We start from the raw sequence: 12,701 nt of genomic DNA, 5'->3' as shown, positions 1-12,701 counted from the left end.
GGTTCCTCACAGACGTCGCAGGGCGGCGGTCAGTCTGACCCACCCGCCGCGGCCAGGCAGGCCGAAGCGCAGCAGGGTCGGATCGTGGGCGAAAGGTCGGGTGAGCACGCCATGGCTGGCCAGAATAGCGAAGCGCCGAGCTGCATCGGCGGAGCGGGTCAACCGAAAGAGCGTCGTGCCGCCCGCCGAGGTGAATCCGGCGTCGATCAATAGGGCGTCGAGCCGCTCGGCAGCGTTAGTCAGCTTGGAGACGGCGGCCCGCCTCCATGCGGCGTCGGCATAGGCGGCGGTCCCCAGGGCTATGGCGTCGGCGCTGACCGGCCAGTCACCGACCAGCGCGCGTGTCCGCGCCGCCACCCCGGGCTCGGCGACGATGAATCCCAGCCGGGCGCCAGGCAGCCCATAGAACTTTCCGAAGGAGCGCAGCTCGATGGTGCGCTGCAAGGCGGCACCGGCCACGCTGAGGTCCGGCACGGTCTCCGCGAACGACTCATCAACGATCAACCAGCGGCGGCCATCGACCAGAGACGCCGGCGCACATCTGACGCCGTCCGGGTTGTTGGGATTGACCACCACCAGGGCCTCGGCGTGGCTGACGCCTGCCTCAGCCAGGGCGATGCCGCTGACTTTCTTGCCGGCGTTGCGCCAGGCGTCGGCGTGCGCTCCGTAGGTCGGCGAGACGATGGCGACCGACGCCGCGCCCGTCAGGTGGGGAAGCAGGCGCAGTCCCGCCTCCGCCCCGGCCACGGCGGCCACACAGGCTGGATCGGCTCCAAAGGCGCCGGCCGCCGCGGCCTCTAGTGCGGCGACGGCATATGGATCAGGCAATCGACGCAGGTCGGAAACCCTGGCGCGGGGCCCGCGCCAGGGATCGGGATTGATGCCCGTGGACAGATCCAGCCAGGGCGAAGGCGCGTCGGGAAAGGCCGCTTTCGCCGCCGCCAGTCGTCCGCCGTGGCGGCGGAAGCCATCGATGTTCGCCACCGGGGTCTCCGCCACCGGCGGCATCAGAAGCGCGCCCGCACGCCCACATAGCCCGCGCGGCCGGGAGAACCGTAGTTGCGGGTCGTCTCGTAAGCCTTGTCAGTCAGGTTTTCGACGCGGCCATAGAGCACAACGGCGTCGGTCACGGGATAGGAGACCCGCAGGTCCACGAGGGTGTAGCCCTTCAGGCGCGTCGTATTGGCGACGTTGTCGAAGGTGTCGCCTGTGTAGCGGATGCCGACCGATGTGGAGACCTTCGCCGGCCATACCCAACTGACCCACAGGTTCGCCTGGTGTTCAGGCCGCCGCGCCAGGAGCTTTCCGAAGTTGGCGCTTCCGCCCACGTCGTTCTTGGCCTCGGTCCAAGTGTAGTTGCCCTGTAGGGTTAGGAGGCCCACCTTGGTCGAGCCGGCCAACTCCACCCCACGGGCCTTCGTTCTGGCGGTATTGTCATAGTAGCCGGACCGCTTCACGACGCCCGCGAAACAGAGCGGATTGGTGGTCACCGACGGGCAGGATACGAAGTCGATCTGATTGGTGGTCTGCCGGTCGAAATAGGCGGCGGAGACCTTCACGCGCCGGTTGAGCATGGACTGTTCGAGGCCCGCATCCCAGCTGTCGGCTTCTTCCGGAGCCAGGGCGGTGTTTCCGTACTGGCTGTAGAGTTGATACAGCGTCGGCGCCTTGAAGCCCTGGCCGAAGCTGGCCCGCAGCACCGTGTCGCCGTCGTTCAGCGACCATGCCGCCGCCGCTTGACCCAGCGTCTTCTCGCCGAAGGTGCTGTGGTGATCGTGGCGCAGACCGCCGGTCAATGTCAGCCCCTCCAAGACCGTTCCCTGCACCTGGACGTAGAGGCTATCAATCTTGGCCTCGCCACGGATCGGCGCCGGGTTGGGCTTGGCCGACGAAGGCGAGGCGGTCCGCATGCTGGCGTCTTCATGCTCGGCGCCGAAGGTGGAGTTCCAGCCGTGGGCGATGTCGAAGACGCCCTGGTATTCCCAGCGCTTGTTGTCGCCGCGGGCGCCAAAGGTGGTCGTCGTCACCGCCTGCGTGGGATTGAAGTTATCGCGGTCGGTGCGGGTGTAGCCGTAAGCGACTCTGTTCTGCAGGCGCCCGTTCAGCAGGCCGAAATTGAGGCCGCCGTAAGTCACCAGATCCTTGGTCGTTCCGTATTCGGGGTCGTCGGCGAAAGCGAACAATGGCGCCGGAAAGCCGTCGAATTCGTTGCGACCCTTGGAGTAGACCGCCCGCAGATCCACCGACACGTCGTCGGCCAACTTCACGTTCACCCGGCCGGTCAGGCCGGTGTTGCGGTAGCCATCCCTTTCCGCGCCGAACCGGTAGGTGGAGATGCCTGACGTGACGTAGTGGCTAGCGGCCAAGCGCCAGGTCAGCCATTCGCCGACGCCGCCGACGCCGCCGCGCAGGTAGCTGGTGTTCATCGAACCCCCATCGACGCTGAGCGTCCCCTCGAAGCGCGCGGTCGGCCGGGCGGTGATGATGTTGACCACCCCGCCGATGGCCTGGCTGCCCCACAGCGTGGACTGGGCGCCGCGCAGCACCTCGACACGCGAGGCATCGCCGGCGAGCAGGTTGCCGAAGTTGTAGCCGCCACCGGCCTGGGAAGGATCGTTGAGCTTCACCCCGTCGATCACGACGACAGTCTGGTCGGTTTCCGCACCGCGGATGCGCAGCGACGTGGTCTGGCCCACACCGCCGTTGCGCGAGAGACTGACGCCGGGCGTCTGGATCAGCAGATCGGAGATCGCCACGGCCTGGCTGGCCTTGATCGCCCCAGCATCGAGAACGGTGACGGATTGGCCGATCCGGTCGGAGCGCTGGGCGGACCGGTTGGCCGTGACCACCAGGGTCTCGACAGCGTTGGCGGCCTGGGCGTCACCGACATCGGGTCTGGACGTGGCTTCGCGAGCATGGGCCGAGCCGGCGGCCAGGATCGCGGCGCCGACGGTCGAAAGCAGTAGCGTCTTCATAGCGGGTCTTTCCCCATTCGATCGACGAACCGCGTGGGGAGACGGCGGCAGCCGCGCACAGGCGCACGACTACGGACGCCGCCCCTGGCGCGGCCCACAGCAGTCGTCGTTGCTCGGGAGAACCCGTTCACCTGGCGCACCCCGGCCATGTGAAGAACGACCGCGACGGGCAGGTCTCCTGGCTCGCGGGTCATCACCGATTGCGCGCCGCCTTCCCAGACCCGAGGGTCCAGTGGCTTTCGGCGCGCAGGCTCACCGCTTACAGTTGCGGGGGCAGCCCAGGCATCACACCTGAGTTCCCTATTAATCCCCTCTCGGGGAACCTGTCGCGGCGCCTGTCGTAAGCGCCGCGGTAAACAACGTCAATCCGCAGGAGTCAGCCTTGCCTTTCACCCTCGTCCTCGGCGGCGCCCGCTCGGGCAAGAGCGCCTGGAGTCAGGCGCGGGCGGAGACGCGGGTGGCGGAAGGTGGTGGACGCCTGGTGATGATCGTGACGGCTCAAGCCCTGGACGACGAAATGGCGGATCGCATCGCCCGCCATCGCGCTGAGCGCGGCGAGGCATGGAAAACGGTCGAAGCGCTGTTAGATTTGCCACAAGCGCTCGACGAACTCTCGTCCGGGGACGTGGCGGTCGTTGATTGCCTGACCCTTTGGCTCAGCAACCTGATGCTCGCCGAGGCCGTGCTGGCTGATGCCTTCGCGGCCCTCGAAAAAGCAGCGAGAGGCAGCCGGGCGGACATTCTTCTAGTCTCGAATGAGGTCGGCCAAGGCGTTGTGCCCGACAACGCGCTTGCCCGCCGCTTCCGTGATGAGGCTGGCCGCCTGCATCAGCGTCTGGCGGCAAGCGCAGACGCGGCGGTGTTGATCGTCGCGGGACTGCCGATTTGGCTGAAGCGCCCTGGTGCGCCTCCGCCCTGAGTTTGGCGTCAACTGAGGTTGCACGGCCTTCCGTATCGGTGAAGATTTAGGAGATTCTCGATAATCTTCGTGCTCTCGGTGTCCAGCTTAACCGCTACCCATCTCGTCGGCCTTCGCCACATCGTTCCAGTCGCCAAAGGTTCGGGCGGAAAAGCGGGTGAGGCCCGTTGAATTACATGTGATCTTCTTGGAATGCAGGTTAGTCGCGCATGACGGACGTCATGTCTGGGGCCTCTAACACGGCCTTCAAAGCCGGTCCTAGGCGCCGGCCCTGCGCCACCGGTTGAAGCGGTTTACCCACGTCGTGTGAGGCCCATGCCCCGCGTTTGGCCAAGGCCTGGCGCAGGCGTCGCTGTCGTAAGCCCGATCGCCCAGCAAGATATGGCCCGCTTCGATCAAGGTCAGCATGTCGGCGGCGCTGCGGCCGTTGTAGGCCGGGCCCTCGGTGAGCTTAATGGGGTAGACGGCCCTCGACCCAACGGCATCGCGAGGTGCCTCGGTGGTGCGTCAAAAAAGGAAGGATCTGCCCAACGGAAATTACCACGGCTGGATTGGTTATCGCCAAGATTGTCTTTTAGATCCACGGCGTCGATAGCACGGCAAAGCGATGTTGCACCGCAAGGTCGGTCGCGACCAGCTCCTGTCAGCACTGGGCGACTTGGCCCCCCGCTTGATTGGGATCGAGGCCTACGCCACCCGCCCATCATTGGACGCTCCAAATCCAGGCGCTGAGCCACGAGGTCAAGCTGACGCCGCCGGCCTATGTGAAACGATGAGTCAGACGCCGAGGCCATCTGCGAAGCTGTGACCCGCCCGACCATGTGATTTGAACTAATCAAGTCCGTCGATGCTCAAAGCATCCTGATGCTGCACCGAGCGCGAGATCTGGTGGTCCGCCAACGCACCGCCCAGATCAGCGCCTTCCGCGCTCACCCAGCCGAATATGGGATCGTCGCCCCAGCCGGCCGCCGCCAGGTCCAAGATCTGGTTGCCGTGCTCCACACGAGTGAAGTTGCCCCATCTATCGCGCCTAATTCTTCACGGGCTACCCACCTGCGGGCCAACGCCTATGTGAACTGATCGATGGGTGGCCGGAACCTGCGCCTGCAGGTTCGGCTCGTGTCCTCCACCCAGATCGAGCCCAACTCTATCAATATCGCGGCGGCGGTGAAATCCACCACCAAGATCGCTCAGTACTGGGAGGCCGACCTTACCTATCGGGCCGAACTGCCTTGGGACACGGCCCCGACCGTCTCGGTTGAGAACCTGCGCGACAAGAATCCGTCGTTCGCGATCGGCACCCAGTACAACCCCGACCCGGGTAGCGGAAACCCGCCGGGCCGCATATGGCCGGTTGAAGCGCTCCTATGACCCCGCCCGCCTCCCCCCGGGAGGCGTCGGATGCCTTCTCTTGGCGAGCGCGTCTTTCATGCAACATAGGCACTCGGCAAATGCGGTGCCGCACCCTCCGCCGCACCTCAAAAATTCGAAGTGCGGGTATGTGCTCCTGAGCGGAGCATCCCCAATCTTCGAAACTCTCACCCCCCGATTTCGTAAAGGAAACCTGATCGGGAGAGCCCGCACGGCGGCGGGCCGATCCCCGCAACCCCAAGCCGGTCCCGGCAAAATTGATCGTTGATCACCAGACCCCCAGTGTGCGGCGCAGCACATAGCGCGGATATGTTTCAGTTACGAAAAACTCCTGGCGCTCCACCGAACGGCGTCCGATGCTATTTTCATCTTAGGAGTCAAACTCGTCCATACGAATTAGGGCGGTGCTCAAGGGGAAGGGAAATTTCATGTTGAAGCGCAGGTATTTCTGCGGCGGCTCGGCCTTGGCCGTCATCGTTGCGTGCGGACTGGCGGCACCGGCCCTGGCTCAGGGCACGACGACCGTCGAAGAGGTGGTCGTCACCGGGTCCTATATTGCGGGCACCCCCACCGACGCCGCCCTGCCGGTGAACGTTATCGGCGCCGCGGACCTCAAGAAGCAGGGTTCGCCCTCCACGGTCCAACTCGTGAAGAACCTTACCGTGGCCCAGGGGTCCATCGGGGAGAGCAATCGCTTCCTCGGCACCGCCGCCGGTGCGGCGACTGTCAACCTGCGCGGCTTCGGCTCGGGGAGGACCCTGGTGCTGTTCAATGGCCAACGCATGGCCCCGTCGCCCGCCGCCGTCGCCATCGAGTCGACGGACATTAACTTCATCCCCAACGTCGCGATCGGCCGCATAGAGGTGCTACGCGATGGTGCGGCGGCCACCTACGGCTCCGATGCGGTCGGTGGGGTGGTCAACTTCATCACCCGTCGCGACCTGCAGGGACTTGAGGTCAGCGGCAACTACGCCAAGATCGACGGCTCGGCCGGCGACTACGACGCCAGCGCCGCCTATGGCTGGGTCTTCGACCGCGGCGACGCTATGGTCACCGCCAGCTACCGCCGGCGCAGCGAACTGCGCACGACGGATCGCGATTGGGCGCTGCAGTCCTTCGCCACGAACAACTTCGGCGGCTGGTCGACAGCCTCCAACCCCGGCGTCTTCACCACGGGCACGTCGGCGCAACTGGCGGCGGGCACCTTCTCGCAGTCGTTCGTCGACAATGGATGCGTGGAGCTGGGCGGCGTCCTGGTCAACCCAGCGACCCCCGCCTCCGGCTGCCGCTTCCAGTTCACCCAGTTCGATAACCTGGTGAACGACGAGTATCACTACAGCCTCTACGGCCAGGTGAACTTCGAGGTCACCGACGACATAACCTTCCACGGCGAGGCGCTCTGGTCGCGGCACGACGTTCCGGTCGAACGCGTGTCCCCGGCGCAGTCTACCACCCAGTTCCCGACACCGATCGCGGCCTCGGGCGGGTCGGCGGGTGGCGGCACCTCGCCCTATCCGGCGGTGGGGCTGAACCAGCAGTCGCGGTTCTATGTACCCAACACCAACCCGGGCCTCATCGCCTTCCTGGCCAACCCCATCAACTGCCCTGCGCTGGGCACGATCTGCACCAACGCCGCGGCTAACGGGGTCGTCACCTCCCAGACGGGCTGGCGACCCGAGGGGTACGGCGGCAACCCGCTGTTCGGCGACGGCGCCGACCACCAGCATCGCGCCGCGACCGCCTTCCGGGTCGCCGCCTCTCTGAAGGGCCATGTCTTCGACGATATCGGCTGGAGCCTCTCTACGACGTTCCAGGAAAATCATGGTGAAGGCGGCGCTGGCCCCGACATGTCTGTGACCCGGCTGCAGTTGGCCATTCGGGGCCTGGGCGGTCCCGGCTGCAATCCCCTCACCGGCACGCCCGGCGTCGGATCCTGCATGTATTTCAACCCCTTCGCCAACGCCTATCCCAACAGCCTGGGCACGGGCGGCGCTAATCCGTTCTATGTCTCCGCGGCTAGCAACAACAAACTCGACCTGCTGAACTGGATCCATCAGGATCTGGTGGCCGACACCTACACGCAGATCGCGGTGGTCGAGGGCGTCTTGAACGGCAAGGCACCAATCGAACTTGGCGGCGGCGCCGTCTCCTGGGCGCTCGGCGCGCAGTGGCGCTATGACCGCACCCAGGTCAACGTGCCGGATTATTACGACATTAACGCCGCCCCCTGCGTCGACAGCCTTCCTTATGGGGACGGCCTGCCGGGCTGCGGGACCGCCGGTACCGGCGCCTTCACCTTCTATTCCGGGGTGCAGGAGGTCGATGTCGACCGCGTGGTGTCGTCGGTGTTCAGTGAAATAAAGCTGCCGATCACCGACAACCTCGAAATCTCCGGCGCGATCCGCTACGAATATTATGGCGGCGGCGTGGGCTCGACCACCAATCCGAAGCTCTCGGTGCGCTGGCAGGCGCTCGACTGGTTGGCCTTCCGCGGTTCGGCCGGCTCCACCTTCCGGGCTCCGCAACAGACCAGCCTGACCCCCGGCAACGTCCGCGGCTTGGCCCAGTTCAACCTGCCCGGCGTCGGCTCGCTCTATCGTCCGGTCGACACCGCCAATAATCCGAACCTGCAGCCGGAAACCGCCGATACCTACAATGTCGGGATGATCGTGAACGTGGGGAACTTCCGCGGCACGGTCGACTATTTCCGCTTCAAGTTCGCAGACGAACTGACCAGCGAGACCGCCGCAGCCCTCGTCTCGACCATGTTCCCGAGCGCCACGGCCTCCACCTGGAAGTGCGGGGAGGCGGCCTTCCGCAGCCGGTTCACCTTCGCTGACGACGGCAACATGGCCACCGACGACTGCGCCCCTGCCAACCTCTTGGGCGTGAAGGCCAACCTGATCAACGGGCCGAGCGTCGACACCTCGGGCGTGGACTTCCAGGGCACCTATCTCTGGGAAAACGCGCTGTTCGGCGGCGACCTGCTGTTCGGTGGCGACGGTACCTACACGATCGAATACAAGCGCGGCGCCCTTGTAACCCTCGACGGCTTCACCATCGCTTCGGCGCTGGATCGGGCCGGCAAGACCGAGCTGCTTAGCGCCTTCTATTCGTACCCGCGGATTCGGGCCAACGCCTACATCAACTGGTCGTCAGGCGGCCACAACCTGCGCCTAACCACCCACTATAAGCAGGGCACCGACAACCTGATCGGTACCAGCATCCTGCAGACCGACGACGAGATCACCACCGACCTAGTCTATACGGGCCAGCTTCCCTGGGACACGACGCTGACCCTAGGCGTGATCAACATCGCCGACAGCGATCCGCCCTTCACCCGCAGCCAGTACAACTACGACTACACTAACGCCTACATGCTAGGCCGGGTGTTCCAGGTCGGGCTGCGCAAGCACTTCTGAGGCGACTCAGGCCGTTGGACGATCCGCCTGTCGCCGGATCGTCCAACGCAATAGACGGGCGTCGTCCACCGGACGGCGGCCTTTTTGTGTCAGGTCGGCTGTTTGGCGGGGAAGGGGTTTCGGCGAAGTTGGGTTCTCAGCTCGCGCCAGTCGTTGAGGTCGAACCTACCTTAGCCAAGCCGCCAAACTGAGCGGAGATCCGGCGCCACCTCACTATCGCCCTGCGATTCGGGGGCTTGGGCCGAAATCCTCCCGGGTGACGACCACGTCACTCCGAATGATGGTCGCCCTGACCGATATCTCCAATGGCGACTCCGATCTGTTCGAGGCGGACATCGAGAAATTTACGATCCATGCTCCGGCCGTCATCCCCGAACTGGTCCAGGTACTGAACGCCCGCCGCGTCCAGCGCCGTGGCGACCCAGCCCCGTCGCCCTCCGGCCTAGCCGAGGCCGGCCGCAACGGACCTTGCTCTTGCGGCTCAGGCAAGAAGTAGAAGAAGTGCTGCGGACTTAACTGAACCAGCCGAACCGCCAAGAGGTGGGGGGCTGGCGCCAGTTACGTCTATTTCGTCCGCCGGCGATGAGCGCCCGCTGCTGGCTCTTGCCGCCGCGACCGTAAGGGCAGGCCGCTACGCGGCCGGAGGGCGAAGGGGGCGTTGCTTCGATCCATGGCGACGCCAGACTGGGCAGGCGGACAACCGGCACCCCCTTACCCATCACGTGCCGCCATCTCGATCCAGATGCGTCGGAGCTGACGGACTGAGATATCGGTGGGGGCAGCAATGTCGATTGGCGAAAGTAACCGCACGCCAAGTTCAACACCGCGCCGCCAGATGAGTTGAGCCTCGAAGCACTCGCCCTCCTTGGCTAAAACGACCCGGAATTGCTTCGGAAGAGCCAACGGCGAAACGATACGAAGCCTTGCACCCACAGTGCTTCGATCCCGAAGGACACCGTCAACCGTCAAATCATCCGTGCCGAACACAATCTTGCAGGTCAGCAGACAGCGGTGGCGCGCGTCCACGCGGCGACGTCGATGATCGGCATTCCCAAGAGCGGCATTCATCGTCGCAATCTAGAATACCGGCCTTTCCCGAACGTAAATCATGCCAGGAGAGGCATGGTTTCGGCAGCGATCAGGATCGTGTCCCAGGCCGTGGTGTAACTGCGGGGTGATGATCACCGCGCTCTCCGGCGGGGCGAGATCGGGCTGCCTGACCCGTATGACCTTGCGTCGAATTCGGATGCGGGCGCCGACGGCGAGGTCGATCGGATCAGGGCTTTCCATGAGATCGTCTCATAGGGTGCCTGGGGCGTTGGCCACAACAGCGTCGATAGCCTCACCCAGGCGGTTCCCAGGACCCGACGCTTACCCATGGGCCTGGAAGGGGCTCCGCCCCTCGCGGCGGCCAGGGTAAAGCGCCGCGGCGCCGCGCGGGCGGTCTCCCCAACCTTCCGCGCCTCCGAGGGTTGGCGCGGAGGCAGGTCCTTCAGGCTTGTGCAGGCCGGGCGATCCCCCTCCGCCCGCGCGCCCTGGCCTCTGCTACCCCCGGTCTCGCCGACGGGCAGGGCCGCATGCGCGCTTTGCGCATGCAGCCCTGACCCCAAAGGAGGTCGTTATGTCCGTCGAAACCCACACCGAAGTCGTCCCGGAAATCGTCACCGGAACCGAGATCGAAATCCCCCTCAACAGGCTCAAGACGTCGCCGCACAACGCGCGCAAGGTCCCGCACACCGAGGCCGCCATCGAGGCGTTGGCTGCCAGCATCGGCGCCAAGAAGATGCTGCAGAAGCCGGTGGTGGAGCCGGAGCGCGACGAGGCCGGGGGCCTCACCGGCTTCTGGCTGGTGACCATCGGGGAGGGGCGCAGGCTGGCGCTCTGCCTGCTCGCCCGCCGCAAGCAGATCAAGAAGACCCATCCGGTGGCCTGCGTCATCGACACCGAGTTCGATCCCGGCGAGATCAGCCTGGACGAAAACGTCACCCGCTCGGCCATGCACTCCGCCGATCAGTTCGAGGCCTTCCGCGACTTGGCGCAGCGCAAGGGCTGGGGCGCCGAGGAGATCGGCGCGCGGTTCGGGGTGTCCGCCCAGGTGGTGCGCCAGCGCCTGCGGCTGGGCGCGGTCAGTCCCAGGCTGATGGCGGTCTATCGCGAAGACGGTCTGACCCTGGACCAACTGATGGCTTTCGCCGTGACCGACGACCATGCGCGCCAGGAGCAGGTCTATGACGGCCTCTCCTACAACCGCTCGGCGGGGTTCATCCGTCACGCCATGACGCAGGCCAAGATCGCCGCCGACGACCGCCGGGCGATCTTTATTGGTGTCGAGGCCTATGCGGCGGCGGGTGGCGAGGTGGTCCGCGACCTCTTCACCGAGGACGGCGGCGGCTGGTGGGAGGACGTGGCCCTGGCCGACCGGCTGGTGGTGGAAAAGCTCGCCATCTTGGCGCAGGAGGTCCGCGACGCCGAAGGCTGGAAGTGGGCCGAGGCCCATCTGGACTATTCGTCCGCCCACGGCCTCGCCCGGGTCTATCCCCATCGGGTGGAGCGCACCCCGCAGGAGGTCGTCGACGCCGAGGCGATGTCGGCGGAGTATGACGCGCAGATCGAAAAGTTCGCCGACGTGGACGAACTGCCGCCCGAGGTGGAGGCCCGGCTCAAGGAGATCGAGGCGGCCCTGGAAGCCTTCGGTGACGCCTATGCCTATGCGCCGGACGAGCTGGCGCGCGGCGGGGTGTTCGTCACCCTCGGACATGATGGAGTCGCGCGGATCGAGCGCGGCTTCATTCGGCCCGAGGATGTGGCGCCCGCCCCGGAACCGGAGGCCGAGGCTGGCGATGGTGCGGGCGGCGGCGCGGGGCCCGAGCCCGAGGCTGAGGCTGAGCCGCAGGAGGCCGAAGAACCTGACGGCCTGACGCCGCTCTCCGACCGGCTGGTGGCCGACCTCACGGCCTATCGCACCGCGTCCCTGCGCGACGCCCTGGCCGACCGACCGGACGTGGCCTTCCTGGCGGTGGTTCACGCCCTGGCGCTGCGTGTCTTCTATCCCGGCGCCAACGCCACCTGCCTGGATATCCGGATGGCGTCGCGCAGCCTGGGCGGCGACGCGCCGGGCGTCGAGGACGGCCCGGCCTGCCGCCGGATCGACGCGCGGCACGCGGCCTGGGCGCGTCAGCTCCCGCAAGCTCCGGACGCGCTCTGGGGCTTTGTCGCGGGGCTCGACACCGACAGCCGCTTGGCGATCTTCGCCCACTGCGTCGGACTTTCGGCGGATGCGGGGCTGGCAGGGCAGGCCGATGGCGCTGGCCCAGGCCGACGCCCTGGCGATCCAAGTCGGTCTCGACATGACGGCGGACTGGTCGGCGACCGGTTCGAGCTACCTGTCGCGTGTCACCAAGGCCCGCGTCCTAGAAGCGGTCGAAGAGGCGGCGGGCGCCGAGGAAGCTGGGCGCCTCGTCAGCTTGAAGAAGCCGGACATGGTGGCCGCCGCCGAACCGCTGATGGCGGGCTGGTTGCCGCCGCTGCTGCGCACGGCGCCGCCATCGGAGCTGCATATGGTCGAACCCGAGCCGGTCGCCGCCTGACCGGACCACCCCGGCGCGCGCTTCACGGCGCGCGCCAACGGGCCGCCGCGCGTTCGACGCGCGGCGGCTTCGTCGCGCCTAGGGCTTTGAGCCGGCGATGACCGCGTCGTTCGCCACCCGCCAGGCCGCCGTCACCAGGGGCTCCAGCAGAGCCTCGTCGAGTCCCGCCAGCCGCACACGGGTCACGCCCCGTTGACCGCGTCCGCCAGGCTCCGGGCTCAAGGCCTGCGACTTCGCCAGGAAGTCCGCCTGGTCGTCAGGCGTCAGCCGCACCACCGCCCAACCGGCCTGCGGCCAGCCCAGGGTCGCGAAGGCCTTGTCCCGGACCCGGAACTCCTGCGATCCCAGGATCAGCTTTTCGAGTGCGCGCGGGAGGCTGAGCGCCTGCAGGCGAAATCCCTCGGTGGTGACCATCGGGCCGCGATCC

At 66.3% G+C, this 12,701-nt stretch carries 11 protein-coding genes and 1 riboswitch; of the genes, 5 read left to right on the top strand and 6 right to left on the bottom strand.

Features of this window, described 5'->3' with window-relative positions; all coding sequences use genetic code 11:
* Positions 1-6: 6 nt before the first annotated feature.
* Together ACO06I_RS06715 and ACO06I_RS06710 are read right to left on the bottom strand one after the other, a co-directional pair.
* Positions 7-984: an aminotransferase class I/II-fold pyridoxal phosphate-dependent enzyme gene (locus ACO06I_RS06715; protein ID WP_421931809.1), complete on the bottom strand. Its 978-nt coding sequence runs from the start codon at positions 982-984 to the stop codon at positions 7-9.
* Positions 985-1,007: 23 nt separating this feature from the next.
* Positions 1,008-2,975: a TonB-dependent receptor plug domain-containing protein gene (locus ACO06I_RS06710; protein WP_421931808.1), complete on the bottom strand. Its 1,968-nt coding sequence runs from the start codon at positions 2,973-2,975 to the stop codon at positions 1,008-1,010.
* Positions 2,976-3,126: 151 nt separating this feature from the next.
* Positions 3,127-3,317: riboswitch (cobalamin riboswitch) on the bottom strand.
* Between the two features lie 40 nt (positions 3,318-3,357).
* Between ACO06I_RS06710 and cobU the strand changes: the two genes are divergently transcribed.
* Complete coding sequence (gene cobU, locus ACO06I_RS06705) at positions 3,358-3,894, top strand: bifunctional adenosylcobinamide kinase/adenosylcobinamide-phosphate guanylyltransferase (protein WP_421931807.1); 537 nt, start codon at positions 3,358-3,360, stop codon at positions 3,892-3,894.
* Positions 3,895-4,725: 831 nt separating this feature from the next.
* Here the strand turns inward: cobU and ACO06I_RS06700 are convergent.
* Positions 4,726-4,896, bottom strand: a complete 171-nt coding sequence (locus ACO06I_RS06700; RefSeq protein WP_421931806.1) for a hypothetical protein — start codon at positions 4,894-4,896, stop codon at positions 4,726-4,728.
* 117 nt (positions 4,897-5,013) lie between these two features.
* Between ACO06I_RS06700 and ACO06I_RS06695 the strand changes: the two genes are divergently transcribed.
* The 3 genes from ACO06I_RS06695 to ACO06I_RS06685 all read left to right on the top strand — a co-directional run bounded on the left by ACO06I_RS06695 (position 5,014) and on the right by ACO06I_RS06685 (position 9,183).
* Positions 5,014-5,265 (top strand): hypothetical protein, encoded by a 252-nt coding sequence (locus ACO06I_RS06695; protein ID WP_421931805.1) that lies wholly within the window; start codon positions 5,014-5,016, stop codon positions 5,263-5,265.
* A gap of 428 nt (positions 5,266-5,693) precedes the next feature.
* Positions 5,694-8,687, top strand: a complete 2,994-nt coding sequence (locus ACO06I_RS06690) for a TonB-dependent receptor domain-containing protein (RefSeq protein ID WP_421931804.1) — start codon at positions 5,694-5,696, stop codon at positions 8,685-8,687.
* A 277-nt stretch (positions 8,688-8,964) separates the two neighbouring features.
* A complete protein-coding gene (locus ACO06I_RS06685; RefSeq protein WP_421931803.1) occupies positions 8,965-9,183 on the top strand; it encodes a hypothetical protein in 219 nt (72 codons plus the stop codon).
* Positions 9,184-9,398: 215 nt separating this feature from the next.
* On the opposite strand, the gene ACO06I_RS06680 is transcribed toward ACO06I_RS06685, so the two are convergent.
* Complete coding sequence (locus ACO06I_RS06680) at positions 9,399-9,755, bottom strand: PilZ domain-containing protein (RefSeq protein ID WP_421931802.1); 357 nt, start codon at positions 9,753-9,755, stop codon at positions 9,399-9,401.
* Positions 9,756-9,764: 9 nt separating this feature from the next.
* Positions 9,765-9,977, bottom strand: a complete 213-nt coding sequence (locus tag ACO06I_RS06675; RefSeq protein WP_421931801.1) for a hypothetical protein — start codon at positions 9,975-9,977, stop codon at positions 9,765-9,767.
* A 331-nt stretch (positions 9,978-10,308) separates the two neighbouring features.
* Here ACO06I_RS06675 and ACO06I_RS06670 point away from each other — a divergent pair, with 331 nt between their 5' ends.
* Entirely contained in the window at positions 10,309-12,375 is a 2,067-nt protein-coding gene (locus ACO06I_RS06670; protein WP_421931800.1) for a ParB N-terminal domain-containing protein, read from the top strand.
* Here the strand turns inward: ACO06I_RS06670 and ACO06I_RS06665 are convergent.
* On the bottom strand, positions 12,353-12,688 hold the full coding sequence (locus ACO06I_RS06665) for an MmcQ/YjbR family DNA-binding protein (RefSeq protein ID WP_421931799.1): 336 nt from the start codon (positions 12,686-12,688) through the stop codon (positions 12,353-12,355). The genes ACO06I_RS06670 and ACO06I_RS06665 overlap by 23 nt on opposite strands.
* Positions 12,689-12,701: the final 13 nt, after the last annotated feature.

The sequence above is a fragment of the Phenylobacterium sp. genome, assembly GCF_965229015.1.
Taxonomy (GTDB): Bacteria; Pseudomonadota; Alphaproteobacteria; order Caulobacterales; family Caulobacteraceae; genus Phenylobacterium.
The sequence above is the reverse complement of the archived record's forward strand: the minus strand, read 5'-3'. Positions and strand labels throughout refer to the sequence as shown.